Here is a 20642-nt window from a genome sequence, read left to right as displayed (position 1 = left end):
TCACTTCAGCGGCACGGGAACGCCCGCCGGCAGCGGCGTGCGATCGACGTTGAGGCACATCGACACCAAGCCGTAGAAGCCGTTCACCGCGATCAGGTCGAACACGCCGCGCTCGCCGAAGCGCTCCAGCGCGCGCTTGTAGGTCGCATCGCTCACGCCGTGGGTCTCGTGCAGCTCGTGCGAGAAATCGTAGATCGTCGCCTCGTCCGCATCCATGCTGACCGGCCTGCGGCTTTCGGCGATGTCCTGGGTGATCGCGGAATCGAGCCCGGCTTCGAGTGCCAGGCGGCAGTGCGCGTGCCATTCGTACTGGGAGGTCCAGTAGCGCGCCGTGATGATGATCGCCAGCTCGTTGAGCTTCGGCGGCAGCGAGCTGCGGAAGCGGATCTCCTCGCCCAGGCGCTGCACGCAATCGCCGATGCCGGGACTGCGCAGCCAGACGTTGAACGGTCCCCCGAGCGGGCCGGCGCTGGCCGCCCCCGAACCTGTAATCTTGGCGCGCGGGCCGGAGCGGATCGCGTCGTACAGCGTGCGCTGCTCGGGCGTGAGATTGTCGACCGGAATCAGCTTGAAGCGGCGGGCGTCGGCGGTGCTGTTGGTGTTGTTGGAAGCGCTCATCGTCCCATCCTTGCGTGGCAAAGCGCTAAGTTAGCATCGGGGCGACAAGGGCGCTTCGCGCAGATAGAAATTCGGGGCGTCGCGGCCACGGACTTAATGTCGCAAAAGCTGCATCGCGACAAAATAAACTTGATTTCGCGACAAATTACGCCTCATACTGTCGCGAAATGACCAATCGCGACAAATAAATGCCTAAGCGCGTTACGGCCCAGGAGCTTGACAGGTTCGTCGCGCTTCTCGCTCGCCACAAGTCGGGCCTCGGTATACACGATCTCGAACAGGCCGCAAAGGGAGCTGGTCTCGACCTGGACCGGAGGACTCTCCAACGACGCGTCGCGCGACTCATCCAAGCAAGGCGGGTCTTCAAGGCCGGCAAGGGCAGGGCCAGCCGTTATTTGCTCGCCCCGATCACCGCCGCGGCTCACCTCACCGAGGCGCCCGACGTGCTCGTAGCCGCCGCCGAAGTTTACGTTCCGCTCTCGCGCGAGAGCCAAGAGCTCAAGGCACTTGTACGCCGGCCGATCGCTGAACGTAAACCCGTCGGCTACAACCGCGCGTTCCTCGAACGTTACGAACCCAACAGCTCTGCGTATGTACCGGACTCGGTGCGCAGCCTTCTGCACAGACTCGGCCGTTCGCCCGCAATGCAACGATCAGCGGGCACCTACGCCCGTGATGTTCTTGGCCGGCTGATGATCGACCTTTCCTGGGCATCTAGCCGGCTCGAAGGCAATACCTACAGTCGTCTGGAAACTCAGAACCTCATCGAGTTCGGACACGCCGCGGACGGTAAGGATCAGCGCGAGGCGCAGATGATCCTCAACCACAAGGCCGCCATCGAGATGCTCGTCGATCACGCCGAGGAAATCAGCTTCGACGCGTTTACCTTTTTCAACCTGCATGCGTTGCTCTCGGAAAACCTCCTTATGGATCCAGGCGCATCGGGACGTCTACGCACTGCGACTATCGAGATCAGCGGCAGCGTCTTTCTTCCACTGGCCGTTCCTCAACAGATCGAGGAATACTTTCGCCTCATTCTCGACAAGGCGAATGTCATACGCGATCCTTTCGAGCAGGCGTTCTTCTTGATGGTGCAGATCCCGTACCTGCAGCCGTTCCTTGACGTCAACAAGCGCGTCTCCAGACTGGGCGCCAACATCCCGCTCATCAAGCACAACCTGTCGCCACTGTCCTTCGTGGACGTGCCCGAGCCGGCATACGTGGACGGGATATTGGGCGTCTACGAGCTCAACCGCGTCGAATTGCTGCGCGATGCCTTCGTCTGGGCATACGAGCGCTCTTGCCAACGCTACGTCGCGATCAAGGAATCACTTCCCGAACCGGATCCGGTACGCCTGCGCAACCGCGAAGCACTCATCCATGTCGTTGGCAACATCGTCCGCGGCGGGAAGCCGATCGACACTCGACTAGTCCGCGAGCTGGCGGCGCCACTCGTCAAGCTCGGGGACTTGGCCGAATTCGTAGCGATGGCTTTCAACGATCTCCATCATCTGCACGAAGGCAACATTGCCCGCTATCGACTGCGACTACCCGAATTTCGGGCTTGGAAAAGAAGGTGACGATCTCCGGCCCGCACCATCAATCGTCGCGCGTGACGGTATGCACCCGCTCGGCTCAAACACGACGCAGGCCACCGCATCAGAACCCAGCCGGCATAACCCGGGCTGGCCGGCTACGCGCATTGGACAAGCGGCGCGATGCGGCATATCGTGGCCGCTCCGAGGTTGCCCGATGGAGGTCGCGATGCGGTTCGAAGCGGAGCAGTTCGTTGCCGACTGCCGGTCGGCGTTGCGTGGCGCTGATTCCTCCCGGCATATCCGCGAGCTCGTGACTCGCACCGTTTCGGAACCTGCAGCCGTTCTCGAAGGGTTGGGCGCGCCGATCCGCGGGGCCATCCAGCCCCTGCACCGCTCGGACGATCTGACGATCCTCAACGTAGTATGGGCGCCGATGATGACCATCATGCCGCACGACCACCGCATGTGGGCCGTGATCGGGATCTACACCGGGCGCGAGGACAACATCTTCTGGCGCCGCGTGCCGGAAGGGACAAACGGGCGAGTGGAGGCGGCTTCCGCGCGGGCACTGTGCGAGAAGGACGTGGCGCTCCTCGGCGCCGAGACCATCCACTCGGTCACCAACCCGATCGAACGGCTTTCCGGCGCGCTGCATGTGTATGGTGGCGATTTCTTCGCCGCCGAACGCAGCGAATGGAACCCGGAGTCGCTGCTGGAACAGCGCTACGATGTGGAACGCGCCGTGCGACTGTTCGAGGAAGCGAACCGGCGCTCGTCGTAGCGACGCAGGCGCGAGCCGCCCAGTTCGCCGCAGGAACCGCGCTTTCCAGACCCCATTCGCGCATCGAGCGATACACGGACCCGAGGACTGATGCCCGAAAAAAAGGACCGATTGGAGGAGATCGTGCGCGAAGCAAGGCGCAATGCCGAGCAGCGCGCCGCCGGCTACCGCGAGCAGGCGTTGAAAATGTATCCCTGGGTGTGCGGCGTGTGCGGGCGCACGTTCACGCACAGCAACCTGCAATTGCTCGAAGTCCATCACAAGAACGGGAATCACGACGATAACCCGCCCGACGGCAGCAACTGGGAGCTGCTCTGCACGTATTGCCACGAGCATGAGCATTCGAAGTTGAAGGATTCCGCCGGACGCGAGCCGCTTGGTGGCCAGGCCGCCACGCCCGCAACCCACAATCCCTTCGCGGACCTGAAGGCAAGATTGGACGCGAAGAAATCGAATCCATCCTGAGCCGCCGATCGGACAAGCTATCGCGGGGCTGCCGCGGGTCGGATCATCCGCACCTCGGTGAACGTTATGTAGAGAGCTCATTCGCGGCGATTCCAAGAGATGGTCCCATGCCTGTGTGGCGATTTGTGCGCCTCGGTGGAATGGCCTAGCATTCGGCGGGAAAGCTCGACGCACGAGCTCCAATCCAAGCACACAGGAATTTCTATGAACGACCTGGACCGAGCGCACCTGGCGAACGCCGTACTCGACGATGAACAAAGCCTGGTACGAGACTGGCTCGAATCGTTCGAGTCCGCTCTGCATGCAAGCAATGCCGATGCCATTGCGGCGCTGTTCGCGCCCGACAGCCACTGGCGCGACCTGCTCGCTTTCACCTGGAACCTGACCCCGCATCGCGGTGCCGCGCGCATTGCGGCCGAATTGAGCCGGCTGCAGGTGAGGACCAAGGCGCGGGCATTCGCCGTCGCACCCGGGCGCACGCCGCCGCGGCGCATTCGCCGCCTCGGAGTCGAGGTGATCGAGGCACTGTTCACGTTCGAAACCGAGCTCGGGCGCGGCAACGGCGTGGTGAGGTTTCTTGCCGATCAGCCTTCGAAGGCCTGGGTATTCCTGACCACGCTGGATGAATTGAGAGGATTCGAGGAGACGAGCGGCGAACGCCGCCCGACCGGCCAGGCCTATTCGCGCAACTTCGGCGGCGACAATTGGCTCGACCAGCGCGTCAAGAGCCAGGCGTATGCGGATCGGGAGCCGACGGTGCTCGTGGTCGGCGCGGGCCAGGCAGGTCTCGCGCTCGGCGCGCGCTTGCGCCAGCTCGGCATCGACGCGCTGATCGTCGACAAGCATGAGCGCATCGGCGACAACTGGCGCAAGCGCTATCACTCGCTCGCGCTGCACAACCAGATCCAGGTGAACCACCTGCCGTACCTGCCGTTCCCGCCGACCTGGCCGAAATACATCCCGAAAGACATGCTCGCCAACTGGTTCGAGCACTATGCCTGGGCACTGGAGCTCGACGTGTGGACCGGCGCCGAGTTCACCGGCGGCGCCTACGATGAAGACGCGGGCCATTGGCGAGCGGTAGTGCGCAACGCCGATGGCTCGGAGCGCATTTTGCATCCGCGGCACCTGGTCTTCGCCAACGGCGTCAGCGGCATTGCGCGCGTGCCATCGCTGCCTCGCATCGAAGATTTCACGGGCGACATCGTGCACTCGCACGAATTCACCGATGGCTCGGCCTGGCGTGGCAAGAAGGCATTGGTGCTGGGCACCGGCAACAGCGGCCACGACGTGGCGCAGGACCTGCATAGCCACGGCGTCGATACGACCATCATCCAGCGCGGCTCCACCACCGTGGTGAGCGTCGACCCGAGCGCGAAGCTCAACTATGCGCTCTACGACGAAGGTCCGCTGGACGATTGCGATCTGATCGCAACGGCTGCCACCTATCCGCTGATCGTGCGCGGCTACCAGCTGGCGGTCGAGCGCATGGTCGAGTACGACAAGGACTTGATCGCGGGGCTGGTCGCGCGCGGCTTCAAATGGGACATCGGCGAAGACGGCACCGGCCACCAGATGAAGTATCGACGCCGCGGCGGCGGCTACTACCTCGACGTCGGCTGCTCGCAGCTCATCGTCGACGGCGAAGTCGGCCTGCTGCAGTTCGATCGCATCGATCGCTTCGTACCCGAAGGGGTGCGGCTGAAAGATGGCACCGTGCTGCCCGCGCAGCTGCTCGTGCTCGCCACCGGCTACTACACGCAGCAGGAGCTGGTGCGGCGCCTGCTCGGCGCTGCGATCTCGGAGCGGGTGGGACCGATCTGGGGTTTCGGCGACGACGGCGAGATGGCGAACATGTGGAAGCGTACGCCGCAGGAAGGCCTCTGGTTCATGGCCGGCAGCCTCGCGCAGTGTCGCATCTACTCCAGGTACCTGGCGCTGCAGATCAAGGCGATCGAAGGGGGTTTGCTGGCTGCGCGCTGACGAGCTTCCGGTCGCTGCTCCACAACTCGGTCCCTCTCTCTCACCCCAGCCCCTCTCCCGAAGGGAGAGGGGAGTATCGCGGAATTCTGCCTATGACGTTCGACCAGGGCGCGGTATTCGCCATCGTCGCGATCATGATGGCGCTATTCGTATGGGATCGCCTGCGCTACGACCTGGTTGCGATGCTGGCGTTGTTCGCAGCCGTGATGGTCGGCATCGTGCCGGCCGAAGGCGCGTTCGCCGGCTTCAGCGACGACATCGTGATCATCGTGGCCGCCGCCCTGGTCGTGAGCGCCGCGGTGGCCAAATCGGGCATCGCCGAGGTCGCGTTGCGGCCACTCGGTCCACATCTCACGTCGCTGCGTGCGCAGGTGTTCGTCCTGGTCCTCGCCGTGACGCTGCTCTCGACCTTCATCAAGAACGTCGGTGCGCTCGCGATACTCATTCCGGTGGCGTTCCAGATGGCGAAGCGCTCGGGCACCTCGCCCTCGCAGCTGCTCATGCCGCTCGCATCCGGCTCGCTCCTGGGCGGTCTCATAACATTGATCGGCACCTCGCCGAACCTGATCGTGGCACGCGTGCGCGAAGAGCTCGGCGGCGAGCCGTTCCGCATGTTCGACTACGCCCCAGTGGGTCTCGCTTTGTCCGCGCTCGGTCTCGTCTGGATCACGCTCACCTGCACCTGGCTGCCGAAGCGGCGCGGCGCGGGGGCGCTCAATACCGCGATCGACATCGAGGACTACGTGGTGGAGGCGAGGGTGCCGGCCTCGTCCCCGATCGTGGGGCAGGGGCCGCGAGAGGTGGAGGCTTTGGCCGAGGGCGAAGCCAAGGTGACCTCGGTGGTGCGCGACGATACGCGCCAGCTGAAGCCCCATGCCAACGTCAGGATCCAGGAGGGCGACGTTCTGCTCATCAAGGGCGACCCGGAAGACCTCGAGCGCGCCATTGCGCGCGGGGGCCTCAACCTGCCCGGGCAGGATGCCAAGTCGGATCGCAAGGAAGACAAGGACCCCCAGGATTCCAAGGAGAAGGACGACAAGGGCGAGGATGACGAGAACGACAAGGACGAAAAGCACGACGAGGACAACGTCGGTGTAATCGAGGGCGTGATCACGACCGACTCGGCGCTCGTGTACAGCACGCCGGCGGAAGTGAATCTGCGTAGCCGTTTCGGCCTGAATCTCATCGCCATCAGCCGCAGCGGCGAGAATCTGACCGAGCGGTTGCGCTCGGTTCGTTTACGCGCCGGCGACGTGCTGGTGCTGCAGGGCCGCTTCGATCGCTTGCCCGATGCGCTGAAGGCGCTCGGCATCCTGCCGCTCGCGGAGCGCGACGTGGCGCTGGGGCGCAACCGCAAACGCTAGGTTCCGCTGCTCGTGCTCGCCGCCGCCATGGGCGCGGTCGCATTCGAGCTGTTGCCGGTCGCGCTGGCATTCTTCGGCGCCGCGGTCGCGATCCTGCTCGCCAAGTCGCTTTCACTGCGCGAAGTGTACGAGACCGTGGAGTGGCCCATCATCATTCTGATCGGTGCCTTGATTCCGGTGAGCGAGGCGGTTCGCACCACCGGAGCCTCGGACCTGGTGGCGGGGTGGCTGTCGAGCGTCACCAACGCGCTGCCGCCCCTCGGCTCGCTGGCGCTCATCATGGTGGCAGCCATGGCCGTCACGCCGTTTCTCAACAACGCGGCAACGGTGTTGATGATGGCGCCCATCGCCGCCAGCCTCGCCGGCAAGCTCGGGCTCAACGTCGATCCGTTCCTGATGGCGGTTGCGGTCGGCGCCGCATGCGACTTCCTCACGCCCTTCGGGCACCAGTGCAATACGCTGGTGATGGGTCCCGGCGGCTACCGCTTCGGCGACTACTGGAAGTTCGGCCTGCCTTTGTCGATTCTGGTCGTTCTGGCGGGGGTGCCACTCGTCGCCTGGGTCTGGGAGCTCAGGCCCGCCTGACGCCTTTGGTCTTCGACTGCCCGTATCGAGCTCCACAGGCTTTCCTCGATCGCCTGATCCATGTCCGCTACCAGCGCTTCAGCCGAGTACGCATGCCCGGCATGGCAGCGGAAGCGCATGCGATCGCCTTCCTTCAACTGCCGCAGCACGCCATGGCATTCCGGGCAGGCGTACCTCGAGGGCTCGCCCAACGCTTCGATTCCGGCCTCCAGGGCGGCATTTTCCTTGGCGATCTCGACTTCGATGTTGATGGGTTCGGGCAGGGTATAGCCTCCTGCCTCGGCAATGTCCTGCCTCGCCAGCTCCACCAGCAGGCTGGCTATTCGGCGCAGCGGGACGCAGTGGTCGACACGCACGTGCTCGCGCGCACTTTGCGGCATCGAGCGAGCTTCCGCATCGTCCGGGTCCTGGACGACGGCAACGCCGCCGAGTTGCTTCACGGTCCAAAGGCCGGCGGTTCCATCGTCCAGTGCGCCGGTCAGAATGACCCCGATGACTTGCGGACCATAGGTCTGCGCCGCCGAGCGAAAGAGCGGATCCACCGCGGGCCGAAAACGGTTTTCCTTCGGCCCCCGGGTCGCGCACAGCCGCGACGGCTCGACGATGAGGTGGTGGTCGGGCCGCGGCACGTAGATGACGCCTTCGCGCAGCCGCTCCTTGTCATTCACCATCACGGCAGGCAGCGGACCTGCGCGCTCGAGGATGCGATCGAGGATGCCCGGGGAATCGGGCGCTACGTGGATCACCGCACACAGCGCGGCAGGAAAATCCGCCGGCAGGCCCGCGGCGATCGTGCGCAGCGCATCGATACCGCCAGCCGATGCCCCCACTACCATGAGATTCCGCCGCATCATTCGGGCCTTGGTTCGGCCAGAGCGGCTTGCGCCGCCAGTCCTGGGTCTCTCGCGGATGCGAGATGCCGCGATTATCGCACGCCTCGTTCCCGGACCGGCGGCTTCCGATATCATGGACGCAGAGGTCGCCCAGCGCTGATCGCGGTAGCGGCGGCACCGGCCGACCAGGAGATTGGGAGATGAGCGAGACAGCAAGCACGATGCCGTGCGCGCCGGACGAGCTGCCCACCTTCGACGACAACACCGTCGTCGGGCTGGGCGCTTCGGCGGGCGGCATCCGAGCGCTGAAGCAGTTCTTCAGTGCCGTGGCGGACAACAGTGGGATGGTCTACGTGGTCATTCTGCATCTGTCCCCCGAGCATGAAAGCCATCTCGCCCAGGTTCTGCAGCAAGCGACGCCGCTGCCGGTGACGCAGGTTCGCGCTCGCGTTCGCATCGCCCCGAACCAGGTCTACGTGGTCTCCCCGAACAACCGGCTGTTTCTGGCCGATGGGCATATCGAAGTCATGCCGATGAACGGCGCCGAGGAACGGCGTGCGCCGGTGGACATGTTCTTCCGCACGCTCGCCGAGGCGCAGCGCACGCGCGCGATCTCGGTGATCCTGTCGGGAACCGGCGCCAACGGCTCGATGGGGATGAAGCGCATCAAGGAGTGCGGCGGGATATGCGTCGTCCAGGAGCCGACCGAGGCCGACTTCAGCGACATGCCGCGCAACGCCATTGCGACCGGGCTGGTGGACTACGTGTTGCCCGCCACCGAGATTCCGGCCCGGCTTGTCCACTATCACAGCCAGCTCAATACGGCGAAGGCCGTGGAGCGCGACGCAGCCGACGAGTACGAGAAGGCGCTGAGCGACGTGTTCGCGCTGCTGCGCGTGCGCACGAGCCACGATTTCACCAATTACAAGCGCTCCACGGTACTGAGGCGCATCGAGCGCCGCATCAACGTGCAGGATCTTCACTCGATCGTCGAATACGCGCGTTACCTGCGCGAGAATCGGGAAGAAGCGCGCCTGCTGCTGCGCGATCTGCTGATCAGCGTCACGAATTTTTTCCGCGATCCCGAATCGTGGGCCGCACTCGAACGCCATGTCGTCCCGAAGCTGTTCGACCACCGTACCTCCCAGGATCATGTCCGGGTGTGGGCGGCGGGATGCGCGACCGGCGAAGAGGCCTATTCCACCGCCATGCTGCTCGCCGAGCAGATCGCAAATCCGCTCAGCGCGCCCACCATCCAGGTGTTCGCCACCGACATCGACCACGCCGCATTGGCGAAGGCGCGGTCGGGTTTGTACACGCTGAACGACGCCGCCGACGTGCCGCCGGAGCGCCTGCGGCGCTTTTTCATCAAGGAGGGCGATTCGTACCGCGTGCGCCGGGAGCTGCGCGAGATGGTTCTGTTCGCTCCCCACAACGTGCTGGTGGACCCGCCGTTTTCCCACCTCGACCTCGTAACCTGTCGCAACCTGCTCATCTATCTCAACCGGGCCGCGCAGGACCGCATCCTGCGCCTGTTCCACTTCGCCCTGAACCCGGACGGCTTTCTGTTCCTGGGCAATTCCGAGTCGGCCGAGGACGCCGGCAATCTCTATGTTCCCCTGTACAAGGAACATCACATATTCCAGAGCCGTAACGTCGAAACCCCGGTGACGCTGCCCCCGGTCAGCGCGACGACGTTGCCGGCTATTCAATGGTCCGCCGATGCGCGCGCGCCGGAGTCGCGCCTGCGCGAGCGCATGTCGTACCAGGAACTGCATCAATGCCTGCTCGAGCACTATGCCGCGCCCTCGGTGGTCGTAGGCCAGGACTACGACATCCTGCACCTGTCCGAACACGCTGGCCGCTACCTGCAGTTCGTCGGCGGCGAGCCGTCGCAGAATCTGCTCAAGGTGGTCCGTTCCGAGCTGCGCCTCGAGCTGCACAGCGCCCTCAACCACGCCGCCCAGTACCGGACCAGCGCCGAGACGATCGCGGGCCCCATCCAGATCGATGGCGCAACAGAGCACGTCAAGCTGATCGTGCGGCCCGTGTTCAGCGAAATCGACACGTCACGCGGCATGATCCTGGTCCTGTTCGAAACGATCGACGGAACGCAAGCCGACGAGCCCGCCCGGGTGGGCGATGCCGTGCAGCGGGTCGAGCCCATTGCCCGCCAGCTCGAAGAGGAGCTGATGCGGGTCAAGCTGAAGCTGCGCACCACCATCGAGCAGCACGAGCTGCAGCAGGAGGAGTTGAAGGCTTCCAACGAAGAGCTGCAGGCGATGAACGAGGAGCTGCGCTCGTCCGGCGAGGAGCTCGAGACCAGCAAAGAGGAGCTGCAGTCGCTGAACGAAGAGCTGACCACGGTCAACCAGGAGCTGAAGATCAAGATCGACGAGCTCTCGGCGGCCAACAACGACACGCGCAACCTGATGAATTCGACCGACATCGCCACCGTCTTCGTCGACCGGGCCATGCGCATCAAGCTCTTCACCCCGCGGGCGCGATCGATCTTCAACCTGATCCCGGCCGATGCTGGCCGGCCGCTCATGGACATCACCCATCGGCTGACCTATCGGGAGCTGGTGCACGACATCGAGCGGGTGCTGGACACGCTGTCGGTCGGCGAGCGCGAGGTCGAGGCAACCGACGGTCACTGGTACATCGCCCGGGTGCTGCCGTATCGCACCGCCGACGACAGGATCGTGGGTGTCGTGCTCACGTTTACCGACATCACCGAGCGCAGGCGGGCAGAGCAGGCGCTGCGCGAGAGCGAGGAAAGCCTGCGTGCTGCGCATGAACAGCTGGAAGCGCGCGTCGTGGCGCGGACCCAGGAGCTCGCGGAAGCGAATGCGGCATTGCGGCGAGAGATGGACGAGCGCGTGCGGGCCGAGGCGGTGCGCGTGCGCCTGCTGCGCCGGTTGGTGCGTGCGCAGGAGGAGGAGCGCAGGCGCATCTCGCGCGAGCTGCACGACCAGCTCGGACAGGAGATCACCGCCCTGGGGCTCCAGCTCGCCGCGATGAAATCCTCGGCCGACGCGACAGCGCCGCTCCGGGCGCAGATCGCAGCCTTGGAAGACATCGTCAAGCGACTCGACAGCGATGTCGACTTTCTGGTCTGGGAGTTGCGCCCCACGGCGCTGGACGACCTCGGTTTGTCCGAGGCCCTGTCGGACTACATTGCAAGCTGGTCGAAGTACTTCGACATTCCTGTCCGCTTGCAGTCGCGTCTTACGGCGCGCCTTCCGGCCGAGATGGAGACCGTCCTGTACCGAATCGCGCAGGAAGCGCTCAACAATGTGGCCAAGCACGCGCAAGCCACCGAGGTCGAGCTGCTGCTGGAACGCGATGCCGCGGATGTTTCCCTGGTGGTGAAGGATAACGGCGTAGGATTCGATATTTCGGCACCGGTCGATCCGCGAGCGCTGGGCTTGCTCAGCATGCGGGAGCGGGCCGGCCTGGTGTCGGGAACGGTCGAGATCGATTCCGGGCCAGGAGGAACGACCGTGCGTGTTTGCGTCCCTGCCTGGGAACGGCATGACGCGGGGAATGAGCGTTGCGGAAGTGGCGATGCGCCGATCGAGTAGCCGCAACGGACGCGGAGATGCGCCAGAACCTGCGATCACCGGACGATGGCATGACCAAACTACGTATTCTTCTGGCCGATGACCATGCCATCGTGCGCGATGGGCTGGGCATGCTGATCAATGGCCAGCCGGACATGGAAGTGGTGTCGCAGGCGGGCACGGGGCGCGAAGCCGTGCGACTTGCCATGGAGAAGGGGCCCGACGTCGCGGTCCTGGACGTGTCCATGCCCGATATGGGTGGGCCGGAAGCGGCCGAGAAGATCGCCGAGCACTGTCCCTCGGTGCGAGTCCTGGCGCTGACACGCCATGCCGACCAGGCCTATCTGCGCCGATTGCTGCAAGCGGGCGCATGCGGCTATGTGCTCAAGAAGAGCGCCGCCGATACCTTGATCAATGCCATACGAATCGTCGCTCAGGGGGGCACGTACATCGAGCCCGGCCTGGCGGGGCCTTTGCTGCAGCGAACCTTCAGCCATCCGGTCGCTGCCGTGCGGTCGCATTCCAAGGAGGTCCTGAGCGCACGCGAAGAAGAAGTACTGCAGGGCATTGCGTGGGGCCGCAGCAACAAGGAAATCGCCGCGGCGCTTTCGCTGAGCATCAAGACCGTCGAATCCTACAAGTCGGCCGCGATCGAAAAGCTACACTTGCGCACCCGTGCCGACATCGTGCGCTACGCCGTTGCGCGCGGCTGGCTGTCCGAAGACGTGGCGCCCGATTAGCGGCTCTGACGCACCCCGAAGCGGCTCTGGCGCACCCCGAGTCCGTACCGGCACGCCCGGGATATCCCCGGGGCTGTGCACCCCTATCCTGTATCGCGCTGCGTGCCCGTGCGTGCCAGAGTACCTTGGCATGCAATTGTAGTGCCCTTCCGCAATCGGGTGCGGTTGGGTCTTCACCCCAGGGCGAGGCTCCCATGAAGCAATACCAGATCGTTTGGCGCGAGCAGCAATGGCACCTGATGATCGAGGGCCAGGAATGCGGGCTTCTGCAGAGCGACGATCGGAGCTATTTGGTGCAAATCGCCTGCAAGGTTGCCGCCGAGCGGGGATCGGCGGTGGATGTCTTCGATGCTCGCAACAAGCTCGAAACCCGCTTGTCTTTTCGCGACGGAACGCTCGCCATCGATGGATCATACCCAGGCGACCCCGCGATTTCTGCCGATCCCGGAGCCTTCCAACGGCCGTCGCTGCTCTGAGCGCCCGGGCGTCCGCGCCACGAACATCCGTAAAGCAGCCGCACGACAGCTGCATGTGCCGGCATCGATCCGAGCGCTAGACGCTAGACGCTAGACGCTAGACTTTGGTAGGCAACGGTTGATCCTTTTGTCGGATGGCAAGGCGCAGGCTCGCCGTCGACAATGTGCTTCGTACGACAAGCCCGGCGCGAGCGCCGGGGGAGCCCGGGCCGCATTCGTGCAGTCGAGAGCGTGGGCGCATCGACGTGGAGCGAGGACACCGCCATGCCAACCAGTTGCAAGCAATGGGGCGTTTGCAGCAAGGCTTCGTTCATTCTCGGCATTGCCGCGACCATCTGGCTCGTTTGGTATTGCGCGGCCATCGCAGCTTCGGGCAGCTCGGCGGATGCGCCACGGGTGCAACAGCATCGCGCTCTCGTGGAGCGCACGGGGCTGGAAGGCAGCGAAGCGTCGGCCGCTGGCCAGGATCCCGTCCGTGCCCGCTTCGAGCAGTTTTCCGAGCAGGAAATGAAGCTGTTCTACACGCGCTGCTCGCAGGAGGGCATTTCCCGCCGGCTCGACGGTGGCGAGGCGATGGCGTGCTCGATCGGCTACGACGTCCTGCTGAGGAAACATTTCGCCGGGGATTTCGAGCGGCTGCTCGCCTGGTCCCGGTCGCGGCGGGCAGCCGAGTCACACTGACAGAATCACAATAGCATCGAGGCGAGACGCACGATCCCCTCCGCCCCGTTTCGCGAGGCGCGGTCGGCGGTGCGGGGCACGGTTACAACAATCTGCGATGCGAGTCGACACTCCGTGCGCGGCGGCTGGCAGTCGCGGCCCCGGCTACTGGTAGAATCGATGCGTTCGCGCGCACCCGCTGTGAATTCGCAATCGGCAATGCGTTCGCGCGGGAAGGCAAGAACGCAGGCAGGCGTCATGCGCCAGCTGAGCAGGCATGACGGGTGCGTCGCATCGGATTCGCATACACGGCTCGGACAATGGGCGAAACTGAGGCCTTCCTCGATCTGTATCGACACGGATTCATCCGCGCCGCCGTCGCCGTTCCCGAAGTCCGCGTCGCCAATGCCGAATTCAACGCTGCGCAAACCACGCAGCTTCTGGAGCAGGCGGCCAGCCAAGGCGTCTGCCTGATCGCGTTCCCCGAGCTCGGAATCACCGGGTATACCTGCGACGATCTGTTTCACCAGCAGGCACTGCTGCAAGGCGCCCAACGCGCTCTGAAAACGCTGCTGGAGGCGACTCGCGCGCACTCTCTGCTCGCCGTCTTCGGCGCACCCTTGCAGATCGACGGCGCGCTCTACAACTGTGCCATCGTGGCGTGCCGCGGACGCATCCTCGGCGTGGTGCCGAAAACCTATATTCCGAACTATCGCGAGTTCTACGAGCTGCGGCAGTTCACGTCCGGCGATGCCTGCCGGCGCGCGTCGATCAGCCTGTGCGGGCAGCACGATGTCCCGTTCGGAGCCGAGCTCCTGTTCCGCGCCGAGGATCTCGACCGGCTGGCAGTTCACGTCGAGATTTGCGAAGACCTGTGGTCGCCCATTCCGCCGTCGTCGTACGGCGCCCTGGCCGGTGCGACCGTGCTGCTCAATCTGTCGGCATCGAACGTGGTCATCGGCAAGGATTCGTACCGGCGGCTGCTGGGCGCAAGCCAGTCGGCACGCTCGATCGCAGCCTATCTCTACTGCGCCTCCGGCTACGGCGAATCCACCACCGACCTGGCCTGGGATGGTCACGGCTTCATCTACGAAAACGGCACGCTGCTGGCCGAATCCGATCGCTTCCGCTACCAGTCTCAGCTCACCTGCGCCGATATCGATCTCGACCGTCTGGTGGCCGATCGCATGCGCCAGAATACGTTCGCACAGGCGGCGCTGCGGCATCGGGAGAGCGTCGATCGGTTTCGCACGGTCGAATTCAACCTGAATCGCCCGGCCCAGCGGGTGGTATCGCTGGCGCGTAGCTACGACCGGTTCCCATACGTACCCAACGATCCGGCGACGCGCGATGTGCGCTGCGCCGAGATCTACGAGATCCAGATCCAGGGCTTGGTGAAACGCATGCAGGCGATGCAGGCGCGCAAGCTGGTGATCGGTGTATCGGGCGGGCTCGACTCGACCCATGCGCTGCTGGTGTGCGCGCGCGCGATGGATGTGCTGAAACTGCCGCGTGCCGACATCATGGCCTACACCATGCCGGGTTTTGCCACCGGCAAGCGCACGTTGGGCCAGGCACACCGATTGATGCAAGCGGTCGGCGCCACCGCGCGGGAAATCGACATTCGGCCGTCATGCCTGCAGATGCTGAAGGACATCGAGCACCCGTACGCCCGCGGCGAGCCGGTATTCGACGTGACCTTCGAGAACGTGCAGGCCGGGGAGCGGACGAGCCACCTGTTCCGGCTCGCGAACCAGCATGGGGCACCGGTGGTGGGAACGAGCGACCTGAGCGAGCTCGCGCTCGGCTGGTCGACCTACGGCGTCGGCGATCACATGGCGCACTACCACGTCAACGCGAGCATTCCGAAGACGCTGATCCAGTACCTGGTGCGCTGGGTCGCGGCGACCGGCCAGCTGGGGGCGGATGCCTCCAGCGTGCTGCGCGACATCGTCGATACCGCGATCAGCCCGGAGCTGGTGCCTGGGGATGCCGAAGACCAGCCCGGCCAGCTGTCCGAGGCGACCGTCGGCCCCTACGAGCTGCAGGACTTTTGCCTCTACTATGTGCTGCGCTTCGGCTACGCGCCTGCCAAGGTTGCGTACCTCGCCCATTCAGCCTGGGGCGACCGGCGTTCGGGCACGTGGCCCGATGTGCCGGAGGCGAAGCGCAACGAATACTCGCTCGCAGCGATCAAGCGCTGGCTGCACGTGTTCCTGCGCCGGTTCTTCCAATTGAGCCAATACAAGCGCAGCTGCATCGCCAACGCGCCGAAGGTGGGCTCCGGTGGATCGCTCTCGCCGCGCGGCGACTGGCGTGCGCCGAGCGATGCCGAAGCCGCCGTGTGGCTCGCGCAGCTGGACGATATCCCGGATAAACCTGCTCAATCCTGAACGGGGGACCGACCGTGTTCGTCGAAAAGCGCCTTGCACGATTCGCCCAGCATCTCATGACCACCGCGCCGGTGCCGATGCGCCTGCAACTCTGGAACGGCCTCGCCTACGACCTCGGCCCTGCGCCCGCCGTCACCGTCAAGGTGAAGAAGCCCTCGGCCGTGAGGGCGCTGGTGGGAGCCGACTTCTCCGAGCTGGGCGAAGCCTTCATCCATGAGCTGATCGATGTCGAAGGGTCGATTTTGGAGGCGATGCGGGCCGCCGACGCCCTGGTTCACGGCGCCCGGCCGCATGCGGCGACCTGGACCCGGCTGCGGCGCGTGATGGGCCATTCGCGCAAGCAGGATGCGAGGGCGATCGAACATCACTACGATGTGTCGAACGAGTTCTACCGCCTTTGGCTCGATCGAAACATGACCTATTCGTGCGGCTACTTTCGCAGCGACGACGATAGCCTCGATGCGGCGCAGGAGCAGAAGTTCGAGCACATCTGCCGCAAGCTCATGCTCGCGCCCGGCGAGCGTCTGCTGGACATCGGCTGCGGCTGGGGCGGCTTGATCCTGCATGCCGCCCGCCATCACGGCGCGCGGGCGCTCGGCATCACGCTGTCGCGCAATCAGTTCGAGTTCGTGCGCGAACGCATCGCACGCGAAGGGCTGGCCGACCGTTGCAGCGTGGAGCTGCTCGATTACCGCGATGTGCCGGAGAACGAGAAGTTCGACAAGATCGCGAGCGTCGGCATGTTCGAGCACGTGGGTCTTGCCAATCTGCCGGTTTACTTTCGCAAGATCGAGCGCCTGCTGGCCGACGACGGCCTGGTGATGAACCACGGCATCACGACTATGGACCCGAAAAGCCGCGCGGTCGGGCTGGGCGCGGGTGCGTTCATCGACCGCTACATCTTTCCCCATGGTGAGCTGCCCCACTTGAGCCTGGCGATCCGCGCGATGAGCGAGCAGAACCTGGAAGCGGTCGACGTCGAGTCGCTGCGGTATCACTACGCCAGGACGCTCGACTCCTGGGCATCGCGCCTGGAATCGGCGCAGGCCAAGGCGCGCGACCTGGTGGGCGAACAGCGCTACCGCACCTGGCTCGTATACCTCGCCGGCTGCGCGCACGCCTTTTCCAGCGGATGGATCTCGCTGCATCAGATCCTGGCCGCCAAGGCAGATCGCAAGACGATGAAGCCGTTGCTGTGGACGCGCGAGCATCAGTACCTGACCAAGCTGCGGGCCGCAAGCGGGGCCGGGTCGACGTGAGTCCCGAAATGGGGACGCACACAATTCTCCTCGCAGTTTTCCAGCGTACCGTCGTATGCGGATGTGGCGTAGGAAAATTGTGTGCGTCCCCATTTCGCGCATGAACGGATCGCTGGCGCCGCTGCTTCGCCCGCGCTCCATCGCGATCGTCGGCGCCTCGGCCGACTTTCGCAAGGTGAACGGCCGCCCGCTCAAGTTCCTGCTGGAGAAGCAGTACGCGGGCGCGATCCATCCGGTCAATCCGAGATACGACCGCATCGCGGGCCTTGCATGCTATCCCAATGCGACTGCCATTCCGGGCGAGGTCGATCTCGCCATCGTAGCCGTTCCGGCTGCAGTCGTTCCTGCGGCGATCGACGACCTCGGAAGGAAAGGCGTCCGGGCCGCGGTGATATTCAGTTCGGGCTTCGGTGAGATGGGCACCGAAGGTGCCAAGCTCGAAGCCGAGCTCCGGTCTCGTGCGCGAGCGGCAGGTATCCGAGTCTGCGGCCCGAACTGTTTGGGGCTCGTGAACGCGTTCGACCGCGTCATGGCGAGCTTCGGCCAATACGCCGACGGACCGACCCCTCCAGGGCCGGTGGCGTTCGTCACCCAGTCTGGAGCTTTCGGAACCGCGATCGCCGCGCTCGCCCGCCGGCGTAATCTCGGGTTGGGTTACTTCGTCAATACCGGCAACGAGATCGACGTCACCTTCGCCGAAGTGATGCGCGACGCTCAAGATCGAATCCCCCGACATCGCCCACAAAACCGATGCCGGCGGCGTGCGCCTCGGGCTCGCTACCGAGACTTCGATTCGCGCCGCCTACGACGAAATCGTGGGCAATGCAGCGGCACGCTTTCCCCGCGCACGCATCGAGGGCGTCGCGGTTCAGCCGATGGCGCCGCCGGGCACCGAGCTCGTCATCGGCCTGCAGCGCGATCCGGTCTTCGGCGTCGTGGTCATGGCGGGCCTGGGCGGAATTCTGATCGAGGTTCTGCGGGATGTAGCGTTTCGCAAGGCGCCGGTCACGCCAGCTCAGGCGCTCGCCATGCTGGATGAGCTGCAACGCCGCGCCCTGCTCGACGGCGTGCGCGGCAAACCGGCGATCAGCAAAGCGGCGATCGCGGATCTGCTCGTGCGCGTCTCCCTGTTCGGCGCACAGCACGCCGCGCGCTTGCGCGAGCTGGATCTCAATCCGGTGATCGCGTCGGGGGCGACGCTGTATGCGGTCGACTGGCTGCTCGTGCTCGACGACTGACTGTTAGAACCACACCACTCCGTCGGCTGCGCCGACACCCCTCCTCATGAGAGGAGGGGAGATTCAAACACCTTTCTACCATCCCAGCACGTAAGCCGGCCGGCGCGGATCGGCGCCGCCGTGGAGAACGCCGTGCTTGCGATCGTTGACGATGGCGCACACCGATCCTGCGCGGGGCGTCCAGTCGCCCCAGCGAAATACCTTGTGCCCCCTGCGTTCGAGCGCATCGCTCACTGCAGAGTCGATCCGGTTCTCGATCTGCAGCCGGCCCGGGAAATAGGGATGCGGCTGGAACGAGCCCGGGAAGCTGTAGGTCGCGAAGCGCGGCGCTTCGACGGCGTCCTGCGCTGCCATGCCGAATACGTTGATGTTGAGGAAAACCTGCAGCATGGCTTGAGGCTGCACGTCGCCGCTGGGCGTGCCGAACGGCATGAGCAGCTCGCCGTTCTTGAACGCCAGTGCCGGATTGGGCGTCAGGCGCGGGCGCTTGCCCGGGGCGACCGACGCGGGATGATCGGGCTCGGCCCACGACTGGGTGCCGCGACCCGAGCACACGATGCCCACACCCGGGATGGTCGGGGTCTGGTCGCTGCCGTCGCTCGGCGTGGCGGAGAAGGCATTGCGATCCTTGTCGACGACGCAAATGTACGACGTGTCGCCCGGACCCGGCCCGTGCTCGGTCTCGGGCGGCGGCATCCAGCGATTGGCGATTTCGCTTAACGTGCGCGGATCGCCGGCGGGCGGCATCTCGGCCCAGGCTTTGGCCGGATCGATGAGCGAGCGCCGATGGGCCGCATAGCGCTCCGAGAGCAGACCCCGGATCGGAACCTTGACGAATTTCGGATCGCCGACGTGGTTGTGCCGGTCCGCGAACGCGAGCTTCAACGCTTCCACCAGCAGGTGGATGTACTCGGGCGAGTTGTGACCGAGCGACGCCAGGTCGTAGCCCTTCAGGATGTTGAGCGCCATCGGCAACACCGGCCCTTGTGACCATGGGCCGCAGGCATGCAGCTCGATGCCGGCGAAACGCGTCTTCAGGGTCGGCTCGAAGCTCACGCGATACTCGGCCAGGTCCTCGCGGCTCATGAAGCCGCCCTGCGCACGAATGAACTTCACGATCTCCGCAGCGATGTCGCCGCGGTAGAACGCTGAGCGTACGGCGGCAAGCCCCGCCTTGCGGCCCTTGCGGCGTGCCGCACGCTTCTCCTCGTCGGCGAGGAAGATGAGCGTGCGCCCGAGATCGGTCTGCACGAACAACTCGCCCGGCTGAGGCACACGGCCTCTGGGCAGGAATACTTTCGCGCTCGACGGCCAGCGCTCGTAGCGAGCCCGGTTGTTGGTGAGGAAGCGCGTCAAGGCCGGATACATCGGGTAACCTTCGGTCGCGAAGCGGATCGCGGCCGCGGCCACCTCGCCGAAGCTCATGGTGCCGAAATGCTCGAGCGCCGTGATCCAGGCATCCGGCGCGGCCGGCACGATGCAGCGCTCGACTCCCGGCGGGATCAGTCCGCCGTGCGTCTTCAGGAAATAGTCGGGCGTGATCGCCTTCGGCCACACGCCGAGGCCGTCGATCGACTGCACGCTGCGGCTCTTCGCCAGGTAGATCATTTGCGGCGCGACGCCGCCGAAGCTCACACGATCGGTCTGCAGCACGTCGATGGCGATGCCGGCGGCAACCCCGGCGTCGATCGCGTTGCCGCCGGCTTCCAGGATCATGAAGCCGGCATGCGCGGCGAGATAGTGGCCGGCCGATATCACGTGTCGGGCGCCCATGATGGTCATTTGACTCAAGCTCGCATCCCTTCAGGTTCGAATCGCACAGCGGTATGTGCGGTTGGAGAATAACGGCCGGGCATGTCGACATCGTAGCGCGCCCCGATGCGATTGTCCGAACCCTAGCCAACATGTGGACACGCTGACTCGCGGCTCGATGCGATCGGTGGATAATTCCATCCGGATCATGGTTGCCGTACCTCACACACATTCTCCGTTGCACTCGCCGGCGCCGCTGAACATCCGCACGGCGGTCTGGTTCTTCGCTCCGCTGATTCTCACGACCGAGTTGCACCAGCTTTCGCACTCGCTCGTGCACGCCTTCCTCGCCCGTCTCGGCGATCCCACCACGACGCTTGCCGCATTCAGC

14 protein-coding genes and 2 pseudogenes are annotated in these 20642 nt (G+C 64.9%); 13 read left to right on the top strand and 3 right to left on the bottom strand.

Translation table 11 applies throughout. The annotated features are described in order from the left end of the window. Window positions 1-618: a carboxymuconolactone decarboxylase family protein gene (locus GEV05_06855; protein MPZ43107.1), complete on the bottom strand. Its 618-nt coding sequence runs from the start codon at window positions 616-618 to the stop codon at window positions 1-3. A 188-nt stretch (window positions 619-806) separates the two neighbouring features. Here GEV05_06855 and GEV05_06850 point away from each other — a divergent pair, with 188 nt between their 5' ends. From GEV05_06850 to GEV05_06830, 5 genes and pseudogenes are all read left to right on the top strand, one after another. Next, window positions 807-2198 (top strand): Fic family protein, encoded by a 1392-nt coding sequence (locus GEV05_06850; protein ID MPZ43106.1) that lies wholly within the window; start codon window positions 807-809, stop codon window positions 2196-2198. 184 nt (window positions 2199-2382) lie between these two features. Further along, complete coding sequence (locus GEV05_06845; protein MPZ43105.1) at window positions 2383-2937, top strand: hypothetical protein; 555 nt, start codon at window positions 2383-2385, stop codon at window positions 2935-2937. A gap of 90 nt (window positions 2938-3027) precedes the next feature. Next, the gene (locus GEV05_06840) at window positions 3028-3402 is read left to right on the top strand and encodes an HNH nuclease family protein (protein ID MPZ43104.1); all 375 of its coding nucleotides are present in this window, start codon (window positions 3028-3030) and stop codon (window positions 3400-3402) included. A 204-nt stretch (window positions 3403-3606) separates the two neighbouring features. Beyond that, complete coding sequence (locus GEV05_06835) at window positions 3607-5385, top strand: NAD(P)-binding protein (GenBank protein MPZ43103.1); 1779 nt, start codon at window positions 3607-3609, stop codon at window positions 5383-5385. A gap of 92 nt (window positions 5386-5477) precedes the next feature. Further along, window positions 5478-7334: pseudogene (locus GEV05_06830) on the top strand (SLC13 family permease). On the opposite strand, the gene GEV05_06825 reads toward GEV05_06830, so the two are convergent. Further along, the gene (locus GEV05_06825; GenBank protein MPZ43102.1) at window positions 7244-8302 is read right to left on the bottom strand and encodes a chemotaxis protein CheB; all 1059 of its coding nucleotides are present in this window, start codon (window positions 8300-8302) and stop codon (window positions 7244-7246) included. The pseudogene GEV05_06830 and the gene GEV05_06825 overlap by 91 nt on opposite strands. On the opposite strand from GEV05_06825, the gene GEV05_06820 reads away from it, so the two are divergent. From GEV05_06820 to GEV05_06790, 7 genes and pseudogenes are all read left to right on the top strand, one after another. Beyond that, on the top strand, window positions 8251-11754 hold the full coding sequence (locus tag GEV05_06820; GenBank protein ID MPZ43101.1) for a PAS domain S-box protein: 3504 nt from the start codon (window positions 8251-8253) through the stop codon (window positions 11752-11754). The genes GEV05_06825 and GEV05_06820 overlap by 52 nt on opposite strands. A gap of 50 nt (window positions 11755-11804) precedes the next feature. Continuing rightward, on the top strand, window positions 11805-12473 hold the full coding sequence (locus tag GEV05_06815; protein ID MPZ43100.1) for a response regulator: 669 nt from the start codon (window positions 11805-11807) through the stop codon (window positions 12471-12473). A gap of 194 nt (window positions 12474-12667) precedes the next feature. Further along, window positions 12668-12949, top strand: a complete 282-nt coding sequence (locus GEV05_06810) for a hypothetical protein (GenBank protein ID MPZ43099.1) — start codon at window positions 12668-12670, stop codon at window positions 12947-12949. Window positions 12950-13213: 264 nt separating this feature from the next. After that, a complete protein-coding gene (locus GEV05_06805; protein MPZ43098.1) occupies window positions 13214-13630 on the top strand; it encodes a hypothetical protein in 417 nt (138 codons plus the stop codon). A gap of 299 nt (window positions 13631-13929) precedes the next feature. Then, window positions 13930-16002, top strand: a complete 2073-nt coding sequence (locus GEV05_06800) for an NAD(+) synthase (protein MPZ43097.1) — start codon at window positions 13930-13932, stop codon at window positions 16000-16002. Between the two features lie 14 nt (window positions 16003-16016). Then, complete coding sequence (locus tag GEV05_06795) at window positions 16017-17261, top strand: methyltransferase domain-containing protein (GenBank protein ID MPZ43096.1); 1245 nt, start codon at window positions 16017-16019, stop codon at window positions 17259-17261. Window positions 17262-17322: 61 nt separating this feature from the next. Beyond that, window positions 17323-18499 (top strand): annotated as a pseudogene (locus tag GEV05_06790) (hypothetical protein). A gap of 75 nt (window positions 18500-18574) precedes the next feature. On the opposite strand, the gene GEV05_06785 reads toward GEV05_06790, so the two are convergent. After that, window positions 18575-20281 (bottom strand): gamma-glutamyltransferase family protein, encoded by a 1707-nt coding sequence (locus GEV05_06785; protein ID MPZ43095.1) that lies wholly within the window; start codon window positions 20279-20281, stop codon window positions 18575-18577. 157 nt (window positions 20282-20438) lie between these two features. On the opposite strand from GEV05_06785, the gene GEV05_06780 reads away from it, so the two are divergent. Further along, window positions 20439-20642: hypothetical protein (locus GEV05_06780; GenBank protein ID MPZ43094.1), on the top strand; the 204-nt coding region annotated here is incomplete at its 3' end.

It is taken from the genome of Betaproteobacteria bacterium (genome assembly GCA_009377585.1).
In the GTDB taxonomy this organism is placed as follows: Bacteria; Pseudomonadota; Gammaproteobacteria; order Burkholderiales; family WYBJ01; genus WYBJ01.
The sequence above is the reverse complement of the archived record's forward strand: the minus strand, read 5'-3'. Positions and strand labels throughout refer to the sequence as shown.